At 69.1% G+C, this 18,993-nt stretch carries 18 protein-coding genes; 9 read left to right on the forward strand and 9 right to left on the reverse strand.

Annotated features, from left to right (window positions below; genetic code table 11):
- Positions 1 to 46: 46 nt before the first annotated feature.
- The 3 genes from PWS46_RS24545 (at position 47) to PWS46_RS24555 (ending at position 4,288) form a co-directional block, all read left to right on the forward strand.
- Positions 47 to 472, forward strand: coding sequence for an OsmC family protein (locus PWS46_RS24545; protein ID WP_434624263.1), 426 nt, complete (start codon positions 47 to 49; stop codon positions 470 to 472).
- A gap of 250 nt (positions 473 to 722) precedes the next feature.
- Positions 723 to 1,931: an ABC transporter substrate-binding protein gene (locus PWS46_RS24550; protein ID WP_434624265.1), complete on the forward strand. Its 1,209-nt coding sequence runs from the start codon at positions 723 to 725 to the stop codon at positions 1,929 to 1,931.
- Between the two features lie 8 nt (positions 1,932 to 1,939).
- A complete protein-coding gene (locus PWS46_RS24555; protein WP_434624267.1) occupies positions 1,940 to 4,288 on the forward strand; it encodes an ATP-binding protein in 2,349 nt (782 codons plus the stop codon).
- 23 nt (positions 4,289 to 4,311) lie between these two features.
- Here the strand turns inward: PWS46_RS24555 and PWS46_RS24560 are convergent, their stop codons facing one another.
- Entirely contained in the window at positions 4,312 to 4,557 is a 246-nt protein-coding gene (locus PWS46_RS24560) for a hypothetical protein (RefSeq protein ID WP_434624269.1), read from the reverse strand.
- A 246-nt stretch (positions 4,558 to 4,803) separates the two neighbouring features.
- Between PWS46_RS24560 and PWS46_RS24565 the strand changes: the two genes are divergently transcribed.
- A complete protein-coding gene (locus PWS46_RS24565) occupies positions 4,804 to 5,628 on the forward strand; it encodes a Crp/Fnr family transcriptional regulator (protein ID WP_434624271.1) in 825 nt (274 codons plus the stop codon).
- A 133-nt stretch (positions 5,629 to 5,761) separates the two neighbouring features.
- Entirely contained in the window at positions 5,762 to 6,118 is a 357-nt protein-coding gene (locus PWS46_RS24570; RefSeq protein ID WP_434624273.1) for a Lin0512 family protein, read from the forward strand.
- 6 nt (positions 6,119 to 6,124) lie between these two features.
- On the opposite strand, the gene qhpR is transcribed toward PWS46_RS24570, so the two are convergent.
- Positions 6,125 to 7,120, reverse strand: coding sequence for an AraC-like transcriptional regulator QhpR (gene qhpR / locus PWS46_RS24575; RefSeq protein ID WP_434624276.1), 996 nt, complete (start codon positions 7,118 to 7,120; stop codon positions 6,125 to 6,127).
- A 194-nt stretch (positions 7,121 to 7,314) separates the two neighbouring features.
- The gene (locus tag PWS46_RS24580; RefSeq protein ID WP_434624278.1) at positions 7,315 to 7,818 is read right to left on the reverse strand and encodes a winged helix-turn-helix transcriptional regulator; all 504 of its coding nucleotides are present in this window, start codon (positions 7,816 to 7,818) and stop codon (positions 7,315 to 7,317) included.
- Between the two features lie 85 nt (positions 7,819 to 7,903).
- On the opposite strand from PWS46_RS24580, the gene PWS46_RS24585 reads away from it, so the two are divergent.
- The gene (locus PWS46_RS24585; protein ID WP_434624280.1) at positions 7,904 to 8,557 is read left to right on the forward strand and encodes a glutathione S-transferase family protein; all 654 of its coding nucleotides are present in this window, start codon (positions 7,904 to 7,906) and stop codon (positions 8,555 to 8,557) included.
- A gap of 92 nt (positions 8,558 to 8,649) precedes the next feature.
- On the opposite strand, the gene PWS46_RS24590 is transcribed toward PWS46_RS24585, so the two are convergent.
- The 3 genes from PWS46_RS24590 to PWS46_RS24600 form a co-directional block, all read right to left on the reverse strand.
- Positions 8,650 to 9,297, reverse strand: a complete 648-nt coding sequence (locus PWS46_RS24590) for an HdeD family acid-resistance protein (RefSeq protein WP_434624282.1) — start codon at positions 9,295 to 9,297, stop codon at positions 8,650 to 8,652.
- Between the two features lie 78 nt (positions 9,298 to 9,375).
- Complete coding sequence (locus PWS46_RS24595; protein ID WP_434624284.1) at positions 9,376 to 10,062, reverse strand: LolA family protein; 687 nt, start codon at positions 10,060 to 10,062, stop codon at positions 9,376 to 9,378.
- 120 nt (positions 10,063 to 10,182) lie between these two features.
- Complete coding sequence (locus PWS46_RS24600; protein ID WP_434624286.1) at positions 10,183 to 11,457, reverse strand: UbiH/UbiF/VisC/COQ6 family ubiquinone biosynthesis hydroxylase; 1,275 nt, start codon at positions 11,455 to 11,457, stop codon at positions 10,183 to 10,185.
- 396 nt (positions 11,458 to 11,853) lie between these two features.
- Here PWS46_RS24600 and glnK point away from each other — a divergent pair, with 396 nt between their 5' ends.
- Positions 11,854 to 12,192, forward strand: a complete 339-nt coding sequence (glnK, locus tag PWS46_RS24605) for a P-II family nitrogen regulator (RefSeq protein ID WP_014189833.1) — start codon at positions 11,854 to 11,856, stop codon at positions 12,190 to 12,192.
- A gap of 97 nt (positions 12,193 to 12,289) precedes the next feature.
- Here glnK and PWS46_RS24610 read toward each other — a convergent pair whose 3' ends face one another.
- On the reverse strand, positions 12,290 to 12,865 hold the full coding sequence (locus PWS46_RS24610) for a DUF2239 family protein (protein ID WP_434624288.1): 576 nt from the start codon (positions 12,863 to 12,865) through the stop codon (positions 12,290 to 12,292).
- 255 nt (positions 12,866 to 13,120) lie between these two features.
- On the opposite strand from PWS46_RS24610, the gene PWS46_RS24615 reads away from it, so the two are divergent.
- Together PWS46_RS24615 and PWS46_RS24620 are read left to right on the forward strand one after the other, a co-directional pair.
- Positions 13,121 to 14,377: an aminotransferase class I/II-fold pyridoxal phosphate-dependent enzyme gene (locus tag PWS46_RS24615; RefSeq protein ID WP_434624290.1), complete on the forward strand. Its 1,257-nt coding sequence runs from the start codon at positions 13,121 to 13,123 to the stop codon at positions 14,375 to 14,377.
- A 52-nt stretch (positions 14,378 to 14,429) separates the two neighbouring features.
- A complete protein-coding gene (locus PWS46_RS24620; RefSeq protein ID WP_434624292.1) occupies positions 14,430 to 17,027 on the forward strand; it encodes a DNA translocase FtsK in 2,598 nt (865 codons plus the stop codon).
- A 314-nt stretch (positions 17,028 to 17,341) separates the two neighbouring features.
- On the opposite strand, the gene znuB is transcribed toward PWS46_RS24620, so the two are convergent.
- Together znuB and znuC are read right to left on the reverse strand one after the other, a co-directional pair.
- Positions 17,342 to 18,127 (reverse strand): zinc ABC transporter permease subunit ZnuB, encoded by a 786-nt coding sequence (gene znuB, locus PWS46_RS24625; protein WP_434624294.1) that lies wholly within the window; start codon positions 18,125 to 18,127, stop codon positions 17,342 to 17,344.
- Entirely contained in the window at positions 18,120 to 18,920 is an 801-nt protein-coding gene (gene znuC, locus PWS46_RS24630) for a zinc ABC transporter ATP-binding protein ZnuC (protein WP_434624296.1), read from the reverse strand. The genes znuB and znuC overlap by 8 nt, the downstream gene beginning before the upstream one ends.
- Positions 18,921 to 18,993: the final 73 nt, after the last annotated feature.

Consider the following 18,993-nt stretch of genomic DNA (forward strand, 5'->3'; position numbering starts at 1 on the left):
TGGCGGCGGGCCGGTCCGTCCATGACAAGCAAGGGGAAACATGACCATGGCGATGCGGCAATCGGACGCCGAATGGCGCGGCGACCTGAAATCGGGCAGCGGCAAGATGCGGCTGGGCAGCGGCGCCTTCGAAGGCAGCTACTCCTTCCCGTCGCGGTTCGAGAACGGCCAGGGCACCAACCCTGAGGAGCTGATCGCGGCGGCGCATGCCGGCTGCTTCTCCATGGCGCTGTCGGCCGGGCTCTCGCAGGCCGGGCATGCGCCGACCCGTGTCCACACCACCGCCAAGGTGCATCTGGAGAAGGCCGGCGCCGGCTTCGCCATCAGCCGGATCGAGCTGGAGTGCGAGGCGGAAATCCCCGGCATCGACGACGCCACCTTCCAGGAGCAGGCGAACGGCGCCAAGGCCAACTGCCCGGTGTCGAAGGCGCTGGCCGGCACCCAGATCAGCCTGACCGCCAAGCTGGTCTGAGCAAGCTGGTCCGATCCACCCGACAGGCATGCGCCGCGCACCGCGGGGCGGCGCATGCCATGCGTAATTTTGCCTCCAACGATAATAATGAGGGCTGCCGACAGGCAATTCGCGGCAACGTCACAGATGTTACGCCTGCGTTGCTCGGCCGAAGGGCAGATTGACCCCGCCAGCCCCCACCACCCATAGTGCCGCGTTACGCGCGCGGGAGCCAAATCTTCCGTCCGCCGACCCCATCGAACGACGGCCAATGTTTTCCGCAGCCCTCCGCCTGCTCCATCCGATCCTGATTCTGCTTGCCCTCGCGCTTTCGCTTGTGGCAGTGCCGGCCGCTGCCGCCGCAACATCGGCCCCGGAACCGGTGGTGCTGGCGCTGGACGGCGAGTTCGGGCTGACCAACAGCACCTCGGCCGAATCCATCGAGCGCGGGATCCTGACCGCCATCGACGACATCAACCGCGCCGGCGGTGTTCTGGGCGGGCGTCCGCTGACGCTGATCAAGCGCGAACACCGCTCGATCTCCGCCCGCGGCATCAGGAACATCCGGGAACTGGCCACCATCCCCGATCTGGTCGCCGTCTTCGGCGGCCGGTTCAGCCCGGTGGTGATCGAGGAACTGCCGGTGCTGGAACAGACCCGCACCCTGTTCCTGGCCCCCTGGTCGTCGGCCGACGCCATCGTCGACAACGGAATGGAGCCCAACTACATCTTCCGCCTGTCGCTGCGCGACGGTCTGGCGATGCCCTTCCTGCTGAAGCGCGCCGCCGACCGCGGCCTGACCCGCGTCGGGCTCTTGCTGACCAACACCGCCTGGGGCCGCTCCAACCTGGAGGCGGCCAACCGCTACCTCGCCGGGCACAGGACGCCGGATCTGGTCGGCACCGCCTGGTACAACTGGCGTGACCGCAGCCTGATCGCCAAGTACCAGGCGCTGGCCGACGCCGGCGCCCAGGCGATCCTGCTGGTCGCCAACGACGACGAGGCCGCCGTGCTGGTGCGCGAGGTTGCCGCCCTGCCGCCGCAGCGGCGGCTGCCGATCCTCAGCCATTGGGGCGTCACCGGCGGGGATTTCGTCGGACAGGCCGGGCCGGCCCTGCAGGAGGTGGATTTCAGCGTGATCCAGACCTTCAGCCCCTTCCGCATCCCCAAGGAAAGGCTGGCTCCGGTGCTGGAGACCGCCGGGCGCCTGTTCGACATCCAGCGGCCGGAGGACATCGTGTCGCCGGTGGGCTTCCTGCACGCCTATGACCTGACCCGCATCCTGGCGCTCGCCATCGACCGCGCCGGCACCACCGACCGCGCCGCCGTGCGCGACGCGCTGGAACAGGTCGGCCCCTATCACGGGGTGACCCGCGACTACGACCGCCCCTTCGCCCCCGGCCGGCACGAGGCGCTGGGGCCGGGCGACCTGCTGATGGCCCGCTTCCGCACCGACGGCGTGCTGGTTCCGGTGGATTGAGAACACGGATGACCGATCCAAACCACACCGGTTCCCCCCACAATGGCACCATACCCCGCACCGCCCAGCGGATGCTGACGTCCGGACGGCTGGCCCGCCGCTTCGCGTTGGTGTCGCTGGCGCTGGGCGTGCTGATCGCCATCCTGATCGGCGCCAGCCTGTATCTGGTGTCGAGCCGCCATCTGGCACGCCAGCATCACGCCAATGTGGAGGCGAACGCCAGCCTCGCCGCCCGCCAGACCGAAGGGCTGCTGTCCACGCTGGTGACGACGGTGCGCGAACTGGCGGACAACAGCGTGCTCGCCACGGCACTGGTCGATTCGGCGGGGAAGGAAACCTACCTGATCCCCTTCCTGCGCAGCTTCAACCACATCGCCAGCGTGCCGGTGGCGCTGGTCTTCACCGACTTCGAAGGGGAGCCGATCGCCGACAACGGGCGGCATGCCGCCCCGCTGGCCATCGCGCCGGCCGACATGGCCTGGCTGCGCGCCGCAATCGCCGCCGGCAAGCCCGCCGCCCGGGTGGTGCAGCAGGGCGATACCCAGTTCCTGCTGGCGGCGGAGATGCTGATCTATTCCCGCACCGCCTCGCCGGAGGGCGCGCTGCTCTACAAGGTGCCGCTCGACTCCCTGGTCCTGCATCCGGAGGCGGAGCTTCTCCACGGCACTGCGCCGCCCCCGCCGGTGCCGTCCGACAGGATGGCGGTAACGGTGCCGCTGACGGTGCCCGACCGGCTGGCGAAGCTGGGGTTGAAGCTGCGGCTGGAGGCGCCGGAAACGCCGACCACCGCGCTTCTGTCCTGGATGCTGCCCGCCTATGGTCTGGTGGCCGTGCTTGCCCTGCTGGCGATCTATATCGGCAGCCGCGCCGTCGGCAACCACATGACCCGCTCATTGCGCGAGCTGGAACGGCTGGCCGGCGCCATCGCCACCGACGGTTTCACCGGGCAGCGCGCCCGGGTGCGCGGCAACGACGAGGTTTCGGCCCTGGCGCGCGGCTTCAACGCCATGCTCGACCACATCGCGGCGATCCAGCGCGAGCGCGAGATGCGCGCGGCGGAGGAGATTACCATCCAACGCACCCTCGCCGAGCGCGCCGAACAGGCCCGCGCCGAGGCCGAAAGCGCCCGCAACGAGGAGGAGCGCTCGCGCCAGGAGGCGGTGATGGCGCTGATGGTGGCGGAGCGCGCCAACGCCGCCAAGACGCATTTCCTGGCGGCGGCCAGCCACGACCTGCGCCAGCCGGTGCAATCGCTGGTCCTGCTGACCTCCGCCCTGGCGATCCGGCTGGGCGACCATCCGGCGGCATCGCTGGTCGGCAGCATCGAGGCGTCGATGGACGCGCTGTGCCGCCTGCTCGACGCCATCCTGGACATCTCCAAGCTGGATGCCGGCACGGTGTCCCCCAACATCCAGGCGGTGTCGCTCGGCACCATCTTTGCCCGGCTGGAAGGCGAATACCGGCTGCGCGCCGCGGAGAAGGGCGTCGCCTTCCGCAGCGTCCCCACCAACGTGACGCTGAACGCCGACCCGGCGCTGCTGGAGCGGATCATCCGCAATCTGGTGGAGAACGCGCTGCGCTACACCGACCACGGCCGCATCCTGCTGGGCTGCCGCCATCGTCCGGGCGCCCTGCGCATCCAGGTCTACGACACCGGCATCGGCATCCCGCCCGAGCATCTGGAGCGGATCTTCCACGAATTCTACCAGATCTCCAATCCCACCCGCGACCGCGGCAAGGGGCTGGGGCTGGGTCTGGCCATCGTCGACCGGCTGGCGCGGCTGCTGGGCTATCGGGTGCATGTCGCGTCCTGGCCGAACAAGGGGTCCTGCTTCACGCTGGACATTCCCACCTCCGCCCTGCCGGCGGTCGAGGCGGTGTCCGGGGCGCCCGATGCGGAACAGGCGCCGGAGCCCGGACGCGGCACCGCCCTGGTCATCGACGACGACCCGCTGGTGCGCGAGGGGCTGACCCTGCTGATCGAGGATTTCGGCTGGCGCGCGACCGCGGCGGACAGCGCCGCCGATGCGCTCCGCCTGCTGCGGGACCAGCCGCGCCCGCCCGATCTGGTGATCGCCGATTACCGGCTGGAAGCGGGCGCCACCGGGCTGGAGGCCATCCAGGCGGTCGAAGCCGCCCTGCGGGAACGGGGGTTCCCGGCCCCGGCCAGCGTCGTGCTGACCGGCGACACCGCGCCCGAGCGCATCGCCGATGCGGAGGCCAGCGGCTACCGCATCCTGCACAAGCCGATCGCCGCCAAGGAGGTCGCGCAGCTGTTGAGCGATTCCCTGCTCGACCCGCCGGCCGAACGACGAGAGACCGGCGACCGGCGCGATTCGACCATCCTGCAGGACTGATCGCGCTGGTCCGCCGGCGGGTTTCAGCCGCGGCTGTATTGACCGGCCGCGTCCACCTGCTGGGCCAGCCGTTCGATGATGCGCACCGCCATCTGATGCCGGCTGCCGGGTGGGGGCACTTCCTGCCGCTGATGTGCCGCCGCCGCATCCTCGAGCACGCCCCGCGCCTCATCGGCCGTGAACAGGCCTTTTTCCACCATCGCAATCACCAACGATTCACAAACCGAAAGAGCGGCCAGCCCTGCCGCCTCTTCCTCCGCCGTCATCATGCCCCCCGCTTCGTTTGTTCGCCATTTCACCGGGCCAAAACCGCCGGTAGGTCCAATTGCATAGGGAACAACACGCGGGTCGGCTGCGCGTCACAGACCGTTCGAGAAAAATATTCGGCCGATTAACCTATGTTGTGGCCGCCTTTGCTGAAAACCCTAAACGTTCGAGACCTCGCGGAACCGGTTCAACGGCGCGCCCGTTTATCGAAACGCCAATATTAGGACAAAGAAGGCAAAGAGACGACCATGACTCGCGCCCTGGCGAGCCGCGCCCTCGAACCCACTCCATTGTGGCTCAAATTGAGCAGCTACCTCGTCCTGTCGGATGAGGAAAAGATGTATCTTGCCGATCTGGAAAGGACGATCGACCGCGTGTCGCCACGCACCGATCTTCTCCAGCAGGGCGAAAGATATCGCGACGTCCGCATCATGCGGGAGGGGTGGGCGATCCGCCACAAAGCCTTGCCCGACGGGCGGCGACAGGTCGTCAACTTCGTGTTGCCGGGCGATCTCATCGGCATGTACTGCACCCTGTTCGAATCGGCCGACCACAGCGTCACCACCCTGACCCCGGTCGAGGTGGCGAGCTTCCCGCCGGAGCGGATCGGCGAGCTGTTCCGGTCCTTCCCGCGCCTCGCCGCCGCGCTGGCCTGGTCCGGCGCGCGGGAGGAGGCCATCGTCGCCGAACGGCTGCTCAGCCTGGGCCGGCGCACCGCACTGGAGCGCACCGCCCATCTGATCGTCGAGCTTCTGCGCCGCCTCAGCGTCGTCAACATGGTGACCGACGGGCATTTCGTGCTGCCGGTGACGCAGGAGATCCTGGCCGACGCGCTGGGTCTCAGCATCGTCCACATCAACCGCACCCTGCGTCGGCTGCGCGACAGCGGCCTGATCGAGCTGAACGGACAGCGGATCACCGTCAACGACGTGCGCCAGCTCGCCTCCGTCGGCCAGTTCGACGAACTCTACCTCCACCTGATCCGCGCGCCCCGCCGCCTGGAGCGCGCCTTCTCCGGCGCCCACCACCACAACGGCGCCCGGATGGACGGCGAAATCCGCTCGAAGGCGTGACGGAAATTCGTGCGGGGTAAAGTGGGGGGCACCGCCTTCCACCCCCCGAAATTCCCCCCGCCCCCCCCTGGCCCTGCCTGCGTCCCCGCGGCATCATCCCAATCGACCGACAGCCATGGGAAGGCCCGACGCGATGAAACAGGTGATGTTCGTGGAACTCGGCATGGGGGTGGATCTGCACGGCCAGGACGTGACAAAGGCCGCCGTCCGCGCCGTTCGCAACGCCATAGAGCGCAACTCCATGCCCGGCATGCGCGCCCTGGTCGACGGCGACACCAGCCGGATGCAGGTACGCGTCCATCTCGCCGTGCCGGCCGATGCCGACCGGCTGGACCACGAGGCGGTGAAGGCCGTCTTCCCCTATGGCGCCGTCAGCATCCACGTCACCAGCGGCGGAATGCTGGCGCCGAGCGGCATTTTCCTGGCCGACAAGAACGACCGCAACGAGCAGATCTACGTCGTCAACGCGGCGGTGGAGGTCGGGATCTGAGCCCGATCAGATCCCCCGCATCTTCGCCGGTGAGGCGCCGAACCAGCGGCGGAAGGCGCGGCTGAAGGCGCTGACCTCCGAATAGCCGAGCAGGGCGCCGATGTCGGCGATTGGGACGTTGCGCTGGCGGATGTAGACCGCCGCCAGATCGCGCCGCACCCCCTCCACCAGATCGGAGAAGCTCAGCCCCTCGTCGGCCAGCCGGCGTTGCAGGGTCCAGCGGGCGATGCCCAGCCGGTCGGCGATGTCCTCGACATAGGGCGGGCCTTCCGGCAGCCGCGCCCGCACCTCCGCCTTCACCCGGTCGAGCAGCGGCGGCGTGCCGGTGCCGCGGGCGATGTCGATCAGCGTGCCGCACAGCCCGGACAGCCGCGCCATGTCGCCGCCGGGCATGCGGCGGTCGAGATGGCGGTCGCGCAGCAGGATGGCGTTGGTGCGCTGGCCGAAATGGGCGGGCGCATCGAACAGCGCCTGATGCTGGCGCCACCCCTCCGGCTTGGGATGTTCGAAATGCACCTCCTCCGGCATCCAGTCCGGGCCGAGGCAGGCGCGCACCACATTGGCGAACATGCCCATGGTCAGTTCGGCATCCTGGCGCCGCTCGACGATGCGGCCGTCGAGGATGCGGTATTCCAGCCGCAGCAGTTCGCCCTCGCGGACGAAGCGCGTCTCGGTCGCCTGCTGGTGGAAGGGAAACAGCCGGGCGAGATGGTCGAGCGCGGCCCCCAGCGTCGGCGCCGCCAGCGCGATGGAGCCGATCAGCCCCAGCATCTCCGGCTGGAACTGCCGGCCGTACAGCAGGCCGAAATTGTCGTTGCCGGTCTCCGCCGCTGCCACCTCCATCATCGCCACATAGGCGCGGAGGTCGAGCGCCACCGTCGGCTGGCCCAGCGCCCGCTCCTCCACGCCGGCGCGGTGGAACACTCGGTCGGGGCAGCCGCCCTGCGCGGCGATGAAGCCGGACACCCCGGACGCGGCGGCGGCCAGGATGTTGTGTTGCACGGATCCTGTGCAGCGGCCGCCGGATCGGTCGCCGGTGTGCCCAATAGTCGGTCGGTGCGGCGTCATGACACAGCCCCTCGCAGCCGTTTTGCCGCAGCGCAGCAAACATCGTGCCGGAGTTCAGGCTGCCAGAATTTGTTCGCCTAGGAAATTATACGATCGCCTTACGATCGCACAGGAGAGCGACGGGCCCGTCAGCCCGGCGCCTGCCGGATCGCCTCGTATGCAGCGTTCAGGCGCTGCAGGACAGACTCCTCGCCCGACGGGCCGCCTGCCCCGCCATTCAGGTGACGTGTGCGCAATTCGCCCATCAGCGCGTCCCACAGGGGCGGGCCGCCCTCTTCGAGAAGCTGCGCGCGGATCGACAACTCTCTGGAGGCGGGCGCATGCCGCCGTCCCCAGGCGCCCATCTGGGCCAGCAACGGTACAAGCTGGATCGCCGGTTCGGTCAGGCTGTAGATCGCGCTCTGCCGGTGACGCGGATCGTCGGCCTTGGTCAGCAGGCCCGCTGCGACCAGCCGCTTGAGCCGGTCCGCCAGAACATTGGACGCGATGCCTTCCTCCGAACGGGTGAGGAGTTCGCGATAGCGGCGCCGGTCGCCGAAAATGATGTCGCGGATGACGATCAGGCTCCAGCGGTCGCCCAGGACCTCCAGCGTCAGGTTGATCGGGCACCCCGACCGATGTGCGTCCTGCAAGACCGGTCTCCTTCCGCTTGCAAAGTAGGATCGGTCGCGGTAGCTTTCAACTGCTTGCAAATCGCAAGCGGTTGGAGGCGCCCCGATGTCGCTGACGCTCTATGCACATCCCTTCTCGTCCTATTCCCAGAAGGTGCTGATCGCGCTCTGGGAGAACGACATTCCCTTCACCTATCGGAATCTGGAGGATCCGGGCGCCGCGGCGGAGCGGGCGGCGCTCTGGCCGCTCGGCCGCTTTCCCGTTCTGGTGGATGACGGCCACACGGTCGTGGAATCCAGCATCATCATCGAGCATCTGGATCTCCACCATGCCGGGCCGATCCGGTTGCTGCCCGAGGATGGCGACGCCGCGCTGGAGGTCCGGCTGATGGACCGCTACTTCGACAACTACATCATGACGCCGATGCAGGCGCCGGTGTTCGAATCGCTGCGGAAGGACGCGACGCGGCTGGAGGAGGTGCAGGAGAAAACCCGCCGGGATCTCGATACGGCCTATGCTTGGCTGGAGGAGAGGCTGTCGGCCCGGCGCTGGGCGGCAGGCGAAAGCTTCACCATGGCGGACTGCGCCGCGGCCCCGTCGCTCTTCTATGCCGACTGGGTTCACCGGATCGGCCCTGAGTTCCCGCGGCTGCGGGACTATCGCGCCCGCCTGCTGGCTCGGCCGTCCATCGCGCGCGCCGTCGACGAAGGGCGTCCTTACCGGTCCTACTTCCCGCTCGGTGCACCCGACCGCGACTGACCGGCGGCGAGCACATGCCGGGGAGTACTTGGCGGCGACCTCTGGGCAGGCGATCGGTGGATAATGAAGAGATCACTGCTCAGAGCGCTCCCTCAGACCGCCGGCTTCATCCCGTCGCCGCCCGAAACGTCGTTCTCCCGATGGCAGTGCCGCAGCCGGAAGGCGGTCACCAGCGCCAGCACGCCGAAGGCGATCAGGTACGCCGCCACACCCCAGGCGAGCGCCAGCAGCCCCAGCGCCGGCAGCACCCACATGCTGAGCCCGAACAGGATCGACAGCACGCCGGCCACGCCCCAGGCCCATTTGCCATGGGTGCGGTCCATCCGCCACGCCCCCATCACCTCGGCGAAGCCGGTGATGACCGACCACGCCGCGATCAGGAACACCAGCGCGAACAGGCTGGCGGCCGGCCACAGCGCGGCGACGATGCCGGCGATCAGGCTGACCACCCCCTCCAGAATGAAGGGCAGCGAGCGTTCATGGTGGCGGGAGGCGCGGATGCCGGCCAGGATGGCGAAGACGCCGTCCAGCAGCAGATAGGCGGCGAAGGTCAGCGCCAGCGTCGCCACCGTCACGCCCGGCATCAGCAGGGCCAGCACCCCCAGCAGGATCGCCGCCGCCCCGCGCAGGGCCAGCGCCCACCAGTTGCGCGCCAGCGCCCTGTTCATGCCGTGCAGACGGCCAGCGGGCTCGACCGTCGCCCGGCCGGTCCCGGTCCGATGTGCCTGATCGGTGGACATGGAACGCCTCCTGTTGCCAGTCATGCGAAATGACAACAGAAGGCGAAGGGTTTTGTTGCCCGCTCTCCTATGGACCGGTCAGTTGTTGCGGCCGAAATCCGATCCGCGCTGCGGTTCCTTGAAATAGAACATGTCGCGGTCGAAGGTGACGTCGGTGCGCGGGTTCAGCAGGGCCACCTCGGTGGTCATGCCCTGGGCGTCCAGCACCCGCCATTTGCGCAGCTGGAAGGGGTGATCCTCGAACACCAGGGTCAGGGTGCCCTTGCCGGGGTCCTTGCTTTCCAGCAGGCTGACCTCGATCACGCCGGGGGCCGTGAACACGTCGGTGACGGTCACGTCGCCCGACAGCCGGATGTTCTTGCGCAGGATGAAGTCGGCCAGCGTCGAGCCGATGGGCGCGCTCGACTGCTGGCGCATCTCGCCGTCCCAATAGAAGACGAAGCTGCCGTCGGCGACGATGAAGTCCTTCAGCGGCTTGTCATATTCCAGCCGCATCCGGCCGGGCCGCCACAGATAGAAGGTGCCGGTCGCCTGCCGCCCGTTGGGCGCCACCTGCAGGAACTTCGACTGCAGGGTGGTGATGCCGTTCAGATACTCCTCCACCTTGGCGACGACCGCCTGATCCTGCGCCGACAGCGAGACCGGGGTGGCCGGCGCGGCGATTGCGGCGGAGGGAAGCAATGCTGGCAGCGGAGCGAGGAGAGCAGCGGACAGCAGGGCGCCGGTCAGCAGAGAACGGGAAAGACGGCGAAGCACGATCTTCATCCTTGGTCGGAGTGGCCCGGGATCCCTTGACCGGGCGGTAAGGCGGACATAAGGCGTCCGCCCCCCGCTGCCAAGGAGCACCAATGGCGAGACCACCGAAGTAAGGTCAGGCGGAAACCGTCAAAGCGGCTGTCCCTTGATCATCCGCGGCAGGTCGCCGACCACGCCCATCGCGTGCTTCATGAAGAAGCGCTTGACCGGCGGCAGCCGGTTGATGACCGCCATGCCCAGGTCGCGCGCCAGCTTCACCGGCGGGATGTTGTTGGAGAACAGATGGACCAGCCCGTCGCACACCGCCGCCAGCAGCACGGTGTCGAACCGGCGCCAGCGCTGGAAGCGGGCCAGCACCTCCGGCCCGCCGACGTCGAGGCCCAGGCGATAGGCGTCGACCACCACCTCCGCCAGCGCGGCGACGTCGCGCATGCCGAGATTCAGCCCCTGCCCGGCGATCGGGTGGATGGCGTGCGCCGCCTCCCCCACCAGCGCCAGCCGGTCGGCGATGAAGCGGTCGGCCAGCAGTACCGACAGCGGCCACGCCTCGCGCTTGGTCAGCAGCGTGATCTCGCCGAGATAGCCGCCGGAGCGGCGCTGCAGCTCGTCGACGAACTGGTCGTCGGGCAGCTTCAGATAGGTGTCGACCAGCGAGGTCTTCTCGCTCCACACGATGGAGCAGCGGTTGTCCGTCATCGGCAGGACGGCGAAGGGGCCGTTAGGCAAGAAATGCTCCACCGCGACGCCCTTGTTCGGCTCGGTGTGGCGGATGGTGCAGATGATGGCGCTCTGGTCGTAGGACCAGCGCCGCACCTTGATCCCGGCACTGTCGCGCGCCATCGACCGCCGCCCGTCGGCGCCGACCAGCAGCCGGCCGCGCACCGTGCGCCCGTCGGCCAGACGAACCGAGACGCCCGAGCGCTTGCGCTCAACCGTCACCGCCTTGGCCGGCGCCAGATGGACCAGGCCCGGCAGTTCGGCGGCGCGGGCGAACAGGGCGCGGCGGATGTCCTTGTTGTCCAGGATCCAGCCGAAGGGCTGGTGCTTGCCCTCCATCGCCAGTTCGGTGTGGTCGTAATGAATGAACAGGGGCGAGAACTGGTCGGCGATGCGGATGTCCAGCATCGGGCCGGCCTGATCGGCCATGTGATGCCACACTCCTGCCGCCTCCAGCACCATCTTGGAGGCATAGGAGATCGCGGTGGTGCGGATGTCAAACTCCTGACCGCCCATGCGTTCGGGGCTGTCCTGGTCGATGCAGACCACCGGCACGCCGGCGCTGGCCAGCGCCGCCGCCATGGTCAGGCCGGCCAGACCGCCGCCCAGCACCACGACCTCCGTGGTGATGTCGCCGCCCTGCGGCGGGACGGTCGCGTTGCCCGATTCGGTGCCCGGTACGGCCATGATGCTCGTTGCCCTCTCGCCTTCGATGCCTGTGGCGCGGTCGCCGGCCGCGCAAGAGCCTTGCCGGCGCCGCTAGCCGTGACCAAACAATTGTCGTACGGGCGCGTCCTGTCCAGTGTCCTGTCCCTGGCCGGTCACAGCGAACCACCGGACAGATTGTCGCTGAACGGTTTTTGGGCAGATGCCGCCTTTTTAAGCGCCCATTCGGCAGGCATAATCCCATCCTTTCAGGGCAATTCAACCGGCACGATTCTTGTAATCGTTGATTTTTGCGGTCGACGCGAACAGGCTTGGGCCATCGGCGGAAGGACGGTACGGTGACAGGCCGGACTGGAACCGCAACGGGGCGGCCACAGCCTTACACGCGGCCGGAACAACGCTTTAAGGGGAAGCCACATGAAACTGGTTATGGCCATCATCAAGCCGTTCAAGCTCGACGAAGTGCGCGAGGCGCTGACGTCGCTCGGGATCCAGGGCCTGACCGTCAGCGAGGTCAAGGGCTTCGGCCGCCAGAAGGGTCAGACGGAAATCTACCGCGGCGCCGAATATTCCGTGAGCTTCCTGCCCAAGGTGAAGGTCGAGGTCGCCGTGTCCGACGACCAGTACGAGCAGGTGGTGGAGGCGATCCAGAAGGCCGCCAACACCGGCCGCATCGGCGACGGCAAGATCTTCGTGCTGGAGATCGCCCAGGCCGTGCGCATCCGCACCGGCGAGACCAACTCCGAGGCGCTGTAAGGCTTCTAGCCCCAGATTGCCGGCCATTACGGGTCCGCTCCTTCCGGCGGGAACGGACCCGATGGGCGCGCAGGTCGCGCGCCTTCTCGCTTCTTTTTCAGCCGGCAAACGCATCCGCCGCCAGCGCGCGGGCATAATCGCGCGGGTCGGCCGGCCAGTCCGCCGTCAGCGCGTCGAACCGCGCGCGGTCCGCGGCATAGAGCGCCCGCACCGCCTCCTCGTATCCCGGCCGGTCGCCGGCCAGTTCCAGCATGACGCGATAGGCGGCCTCCTGCGCCCGGCGCACGCGGTCCTTCGCCTCGCCCCCTTTGCGCGCCTCGTCCACCAGCTTGCGCAGCGCCACCGACGCCCCGCCCGGCTGGGCGTTCAGCCATTCCCAATGGCGCGGCAGCAGCGTGACCTCGCGCGCCACCACCCCCAGCTTCGGCCGCCCCGGCCCCCGCGGCGAGGGAGGCGGCGGCGGGGAAAGACGCCACGCGACCTCCGCGTCGCTTCCCCGCAGATCGAGGTCGACCGTCTTGCCGGTGGCATCCTCGAACACCAGCACCGGCGGCCCGTCCGGTTCCGCGTCCAGCGCCGCCCGCAACGCCCGCGCCACGCTCAGCGCGTCCCCGGCGGCAATGCGGCGCTCACCCCGGAAGGCAGTGCAGAGGGTCTCGGCGGTGACGGACATGATCGGAACTCCGGCTGTGAGGACGAATTTATACCCGGATGAAATGGGCGCGTCAATATCACCCGGGTGAAACGGGGACGCCCCCTCTGCCGCCCCCCTGTGACCGTTCGGCCACCTGCCACGCTCAGCCGCAATCAAGGGCTTTGTGCGCTTGTGCCCCCCGTGCCGCGCCGATAGGATCGGCCCTTCACGAGACATGGCCGCCTCCCCGCGCCGGGGTGCGGCATCCGGGGTGCGAAGAGGGTTGCGGTCGCCATGGTCCTCACCGATTTCAGCGTCAACAGCGGTGCCGTCTTCACCGAGGCGATCGGCAGCGACCGGCTCGACCTGCTGACCGACTATCCCTTCACCCGGCTGGCCAACCTGCTGGCGCCGATCAGCCCGCGCGCCAATGTCTCCCCCATGGTGCTGACGGTGGGGGAGCCGCAGCACACCCCGCCCGCCATCCTCGAAGAGACGCTGCGCGCCACGGCGTCCGGCTGGAACAAGTACCCGCCGGTCGGCGGCACGCCGGAGTTCCGCGCCGCCGTCGGCGACTGGCTGACCCGCCGCTACGACCTGCCGGCCGGGCTGCTGCATGCCGACAGTTCCGTCCTGCCGCTGTCCGGCACGCGGGAGGCGCTGTTCATGCTGGCGCTGCTGGCGGTGCCGACGCGGAAGGCGGGGCGGCAGCCGGCGGTGCTGATGCCGAACCCCTTCTACGCGCCCTATGAAGGGGCGGCGGTGATGGCGGGGGCAGAGCCGGTGTTCCTGTCGGCGACGCGCGAGACCGGCTTCCTGCCCGACCTCGACGCCCTGACACCGGAGCTGCTGGAACGCACCGCCCTCTTCTACCTCTGCACCCCCGCCAACCCGCAGGGCGCGGCGGCCACCCCGGCCTATCTCGCCAAGGCCATCGGGCTGGCGCGCCAGTATGGGTTCGTGCTGGCGGTCGACGAGTGCTATGCCGAGATCTGGCTGGACGCACCGCCGGTCGGCGCGCTCCAGGTTGCCGCTTCCCTGCCCCACGCGGACGGCAAGCCCTGGGCCAACCTGCTGGTCTTCCATTCCCTGTCCAAGCGGTCGAGCGCCGCCGGCCTGCGTTCCGGCTTCGTCGCCGGCGACCCGGCGCTGATCGGCCGCTTCTCCCGCCTGCGCAGCTACGGCTGCGCCGGCATGCCGCTGCCGGTCCTGGCGGCCAGCACCGCGCTGTGGCGCGACGAGGCCCATGTGGAGGAGAACCGCGCCGCCTACCGCGCCAAGTTCGCGGCGGCGGAGGCGGAGCTGGGCGGCCGCTACGGCTATTACCGGCCGGCCGGCGGCTTCTTCCTGTGGCTGGAGGTCGGCGACGGCGAGGAGGCGGCGAAGCGGCTGTGGGCGGAGGGTGCCGTCCGCGTGCTGCCCGGCGCCTATCTGTCGCGCAACAACCCCGGCGAGCCGAACCCCGGCGACGCCTTCATCCGCGTGGCCCTGGTGCAGGACACCGACACCGTCGCCCAGGCCTGCGCGTCCATCGTCCGCATTCTCGGCTGACCGGTTCCGATCAGCCCGTTTTTCGGTTTCTACAGCACGAGGTTCCCGTCCCATGGCCCGACCCGCCGGCCCCTCCTCCGCGCGCCCCCGGCCCAGCCTGGGACGGCCCGCCCCCAGCCCCCGCAAGGGTTCGCCCCGCGACGGCGTGAAGGAACCGGCGAAGGACCGCATCCGCGCCGGCCGCGGCCGGCAGGAGAAGCCGCCCTTCTTCTCGCCCGCCATGCGCGCCTTCGTCGTCGCCCGCGCGCGCGAGGCGATGGGGTTCGTGCTCGGCCTGTTCGGCCTGCTGCTGATGGTGCTGCTGGGCAGCTACGACCCGCATGATCCCTCGCTGAACTCGGTCCCCGCCAATGCGGAGAGCGCGCGCAACCTGTTCGGCACGCCCGGCGCCTATGCCGCCGACCTGCTGATCCAGTCGCTGGGCTGGGCCGCCTTCGTCATCGCGCTGGTGCCGATGTTCTGGGGCTGGCGCCTCGGCGCGCAGCGCAAGCTCGGCAACCCGCTGTTCCGCACGGTGTTGGCCCTGTGGGGTGTGTTCCTGGTGTCGATGGCGCTGGCCGGCCTGACCGACGCCTCGACCGATCCGCTCGCCCCGCTTCCCGGCGGCAGCGTCGGTCAGGTGCTGCTGCGTGGAGTCGGCAACCTGTTCGGGGCCGAGCCGATGGTGGCGACCGCCGCCGCCGTCGGCGGCGGGCTGGTGCTGTTCCTGGCCGCCGGTCTGACCATCGGCGAATGGATCGCCAGCGTCCGCTCGCTCGGCCGCGGCACGGTGAACGGCCTGCGCATGATCCGCCAGGGCGCCCGCAATGGCGTCGACACCCTGCGCCGCCACGGCCGCACGGCCGCCCAGGCCGCCTCGGTCGCGGTGGACGACGCGCTGCGCGGCGACGATGCGCCGAAACGCAATCGCCCGCGCTTCGATGAGGCGGTTCAGGTGACCCCGCTGCCCCCGGCCGGTCTCGACGCCGGTCCGGTTCCCCTGTCCGCCGGCCCGGCTGCCGCCCCGAACGCAGCCGACAGGCCGATCCGCGCCGTCCCGATCATCGCGCCGCCGAAACCCGATGTGTCGGATCGCAAGGGCGCGAAGGATGACCCGCGCCAGAGCCGCCTGCCACTGAGCGAGGAGGACGGCCCGCCGGGCTACGAGCTACCGCCGCTCGACCTGCTGCAGATGCCGCCCACCGGCATCCGCGGCGAACAGCTGGACGAGGCGGCGCTTCAGCGCAACGCCGGCCAACTGGAAGGCGTGCTGGGCGATTTCGGCGTGCGTGGCGAGATCCAGAAGGTCCATCCGGGCCCGGTCGTCACCCTGTACGAACTGGAACCGGCCCCCGGCACCAAGTCGTCCCGCGTCATCGGCCTTGCCGACGACATCGCCCGCTCGATGAGCGCGGTGTCGGTGCGCGTCGCCGTGGTGCCCGGCCGCAACGTCATCGGCGTCGAACTTCCGAACGCCAAGCGCGAGACCGTGCTGCTGCGCGAGCTGATGGCGGCGGAGGGTTTCGACAAGCATGGCGGCAAGCTGGCGCTGGCGCTCGGCAAGGACATCGGCGGCCAGCCGGTGGTCGCCGACCTCGCCCGCTTCCCCCATCTGCTGGTCGCCGGCACCACCGGATCGGGCAAGTCGGTGGCGATCAATACCATGATCCTGTCGCTGCTCTACCGGCTGCCGCCGGAGCGCTGCCGCTTCATCATGATCGACCCCAAGATGCTGGAACTGTCGGTCTATGAGGGCATTCCCCACCTGCTGACGCCGGTCGTCACCGACCCGAAAAAGGCGGTGGTCGCCCTGAAATGGACGGTGCGGGAAATGGAGGACCGCTACCGCAACATGTCCAAGCTGGGCGTGCGCAACATCGAGGGGTACAACGCCCGCCTGCGCGAGGCGCGCGAAGGCGGCGAATCGCTGACCCGCCGCGTCCAGACCGGCTTCGATCCCGACACCGGCAAGCCGCTGTTCGAGGAACAGCCGCTCGACCTGACCGAACTGCCCTACATCGTCGTGATCGTCGACGAGATGGCCGACCTGATGCTGGTCGCCGGCAAGGACATCGAGGCGGCGATCCAGCGTCTCGCCCAGATGGCGCGCGCCGCCGGCATCCACCTGATCATGGCGACGCAGCGTCCCTCCGTCGACGTCATCACCGGCACCATCAAGGCCAACTTCCCGACCCGCATCAGCTTCCAGGTCACCAGCAAGATCGACAGCCGCACCATCCTGGGCGAACAGGGCGCCGAACAGCTGCTGGGCCAGGGCGACATGCTCTATATGGCCGGCGGCGGCCGCATCACCCGCGTCCACGGTCCCTTCGTCTCCGACCACGAGGTCGAGCAGATCGTCAGGTTCCTCAAGGCGCAGGGCGAGCCCAACTATGTCGATGCCATCCTTGAGGACGAGGAGGGCGAGGAGTCCTTCGACGACGGCAGCCTGCCCGGCACCGGCGGCGGGTCCGGCGACGATCTCTACGACAAGGCGGTGGCGGTGGTCTGCCGCGAGCGCAAGGCCTCGACCAGCTTCATCCAGCGCCAGCTCCGCATCGGCTACAACTCTGCCGCCCGCCTGATCGAGCGGATGGAGACCGAAGGGGTGGTCAGCAAGCCCAACCACTCCGGAAAGCGCGAAGTGCTGGCGCGCAACATCGACGAATAAGTGTTTTCGGACACCCCGTTGACAGCGACGGGGGCCGCACCAATATCGGGGGTAGGCGGGCCGGGGACCGTAATTCCCCGGCCCGCCCGCCCGATCTTAGTGCGTCAGAAGGTCAAGCAGCCGCTTGACGATCTCCAGCACCAGGATCAGGAGAGTGAGGAAGCGTTCCATCCTCATACCCTCCGTTCGTGCGGCGGCGATGGCGGCCCTTCCGCCATCGCGTCCGCCGTCGGACTATGGCGCAGGCAGGTACGTCCGCAAACGGGAAATCGATACGGCCGTGTTCTTTTCCTGATTGCAGCCAGCGCCGCACATCAGCGCCGCACGGGCACCAGCGATCCCAGCAGGAACAGCGCCGCCGCCGACACCACCACGCTCGGTCCGCCCGGCAAATCCCAGTTCAGCGAGGCCAGCAACCCGGCAACCACCGCCAGGATGCCCAGGACCGACGCCAGCACCGCCATTCCCTCCGGCGTGCGGGCGAAGCGGCGGGCGGAGGCCGCCGGGATGATCAGCAGCGACGTGATCAGCAGGATGCCGACGATCTTCATGGCGATGGCGATCACCAGCGCGATCAGCAGCATGAAGGCCAGCCGCAGCGCGTCGACCGGCATGCCCTCCACCCGCGCCAGATCCTCGTCCACCGTCACCGCCAGCAGGCGGCGCCACAGCAACGCCAGCCCGGTCAGCGCCACCGCACCACCGCTGTAGATCGCAATCAGGTCACCGTCGGTCACCGACAGGATGTCGCCGAACAGATAGGCCATCAGATCGACGCGCAGCGTCTCCAGAAAGGCCAGCGCCACCAGCCCCAGCGACAGCGACCCGTGCGACAGGATACCCAGCAGCGTGTCCGCCGCGAGGTTGCGCCGCCGCTGCAACGCCACCAGCGCCAGCGCCAGCGTCACGCACACCACCATGACGCCGATCATCGGATTGACGCCCAGCAGAAAGCCCAGCGTCACGCCCAGCAAGGCCGAATGGGCCAGCGTGTCGCCGAAATAGGCCATGCGCCGCCACACCACGAAGGACCCCAGCGGCCCGGCCAGCAGGGCGATGCCGCCGCCGGCCAGCAGGGCGCGGATCACGAACTCATCCATGGCAGCAGTCCCCGTCATGGTCGTGCACCACCTTGCCGTCCTCGGCGTGGGCATGGTCGTGGTGATGGACATAGACGGCCAGATCACGGGCATGGCCGCCGAACAGCGCATGGTATTCCGGGTGCCGGCTGACATCCTCCGGCCGGCCGGAACAGCAGACATGGCCGTTCAGGCAGATCACCCGGTCGGTGCGCGCCATCACCGTGTGCAGGTCGTGGCTGACCAGCAGCACGCCGCAGCCGCGCCGCTGCCGCACCTGGGCGATGCGGTTGAACAGCTCCGCCTGTCCGTGCACGTCCACCGCCTGGTCGGGTTCGTCCAGCACCAGCAGGTCCGGCTCGCCAAGCAGGGCGCGGGCCAGCAGCACCCGCTGCATCTCGCCGCCGGAAATCGTCTGCACCGCCGAATCGGCCAGCCGCGTCACCCCGGCCTCCTCCAGCGCCGCCTCCACCTTGTCCGCGGTCACCGGCCGCCACAGCGCCAGGAACCGGCGCACGGTCAGCGGCAGGGTCCGGTCCACCGACAGCTTCTGCGGCATGTAGCCGACGCGCAGGTTCGGGCGCCGCAGCACCCGCCCGCCGTCGGGCGCCACCAGCCCCAGCACGGCGCGCACAAGCGTCGTCTTGCCGGCGCCGTTCGGGCCGATCAGCGTCACCACCTCCCCCGGCTGGACGGCGACGTTGACGCGGTCCAGCACGGTGCGGCGGCCGAAACGAACGGTCAGATCCTCGGTCCAGGCGAGCGGGCCGGCGAACAGCGCGGACTCGTCCCGTGAAAGAGCGGGTGTTGACATGTTATGTTATAACGTGACACCAGTTGAGCGTGACTTCCCTATGCGCTGAAACCAGCGACCTGTCCAGCAAGTC

This window comes from Azospirillum sp. B2RO_4 (assembly GCF_051124815.1).
Lineage (GTDB): Bacteria > Pseudomonadota > Alphaproteobacteria > Azospirillales > Azospirillaceae > Azospirillum.

What these genes read in the sequence shown, in the direction of transcription:
- PWS46_RS24595 (WP_434624284.1), bottom strand. Translation starts at nt 10,062, where the DNA reads ATGAAGATCGTGCTTCGCCGTCTTTCCCGTTCTCTGCTGACCGGCGCC.
- PWS46_RS24560 (WP_434624269.1), bottom strand. Translation starts at nt 4,557, where the DNA reads ATGATGACGGCGGAGGAAGAGGCGGCAGGGCTGGCCGCTCTTTCGGTT.
- glnK (WP_014189833.1), top strand. Translation starts at nt 11,854, where the DNA reads ATGAAACTGGTTATGGCCATCATCAAGCCGTTCAAGCTCGACGAAGTG.
- PWS46_RS24555 (WP_434624267.1), top strand. Translation starts at nt 1,940, where the DNA reads ATGACCGATCCAAACCACACCGGTTCCCCCCACAATGGCACCATACCC.
- znuB (WP_434624294.1), bottom strand. Translation starts at nt 18,127, where the DNA reads ATGGATGAGTTCGTGATCCGCGCCCTGCTGGCCGGCGGCGGCATCGCC.
- PWS46_RS24565 (WP_434624271.1), top strand. Translation starts at nt 4,804, where the DNA reads ATGACTCGCGCCCTGGCGAGCCGCGCCCTCGAACCCACTCCATTGTGG.
- PWS46_RS24585 (WP_434624280.1), top strand. Translation starts at nt 7,904, where the DNA reads ATGTCGCTGACGCTCTATGCACATCCCTTCTCGTCCTATTCCCAGAAG.
- PWS46_RS24550 (WP_434624265.1), top strand. Translation starts at nt 723, where the DNA reads ATGTTTTCCGCAGCCCTCCGCCTGCTCCATCCGATCCTGATTCTGCTT.
- PWS46_RS24570 (WP_434624273.1), top strand. Translation starts at nt 5,762, where the DNA reads ATGAAACAGGTGATGTTCGTGGAACTCGGCATGGGGGTGGATCTGCAC.
- PWS46_RS24545 (WP_434624263.1), top strand. Translation starts at nt 47, where the DNA reads ATGGCGATGCGGCAATCGGACGCCGAATGGCGCGGCGACCTGAAATCG.
- PWS46_RS24590 (WP_434624282.1), bottom strand. Translation starts at nt 9,297, where the DNA reads ATGTCCACCGATCAGGCACATCGGACCGGGACCGGCCGGGCGACGGTC.
- PWS46_RS24610 (WP_434624288.1), bottom strand. Translation starts at nt 12,865, where the DNA reads ATGTCCGTCACCGCCGAGACCCTCTGCACTGCCTTCCGGGGTGAGCGC.
- PWS46_RS24620 (WP_434624292.1), top strand. Translation starts at nt 14,430, where the DNA reads ATGGCCCGACCCGCCGGCCCCTCCTCCGCGCGCCCCCGGCCCAGCCTG.
- PWS46_RS24600 (WP_434624286.1), bottom strand. Translation starts at nt 11,457, where the DNA reads ATGGCCGTACCGGGCACCGAATCGGGCAACGCGACCGTCCCGCCGCAG.
- PWS46_RS24615 (WP_434624290.1), top strand. Translation starts at nt 13,121, where the DNA reads ATGGTCCTCACCGATTTCAGCGTCAACAGCGGTGCCGTCTTCACCGAG.
- znuC (WP_434624296.1), bottom strand. Translation starts at nt 18,920, where the DNA reads ATGTCAACACCCGCTCTTTCACGGGACGAGTCCGCGCTGTTCGCCGGC.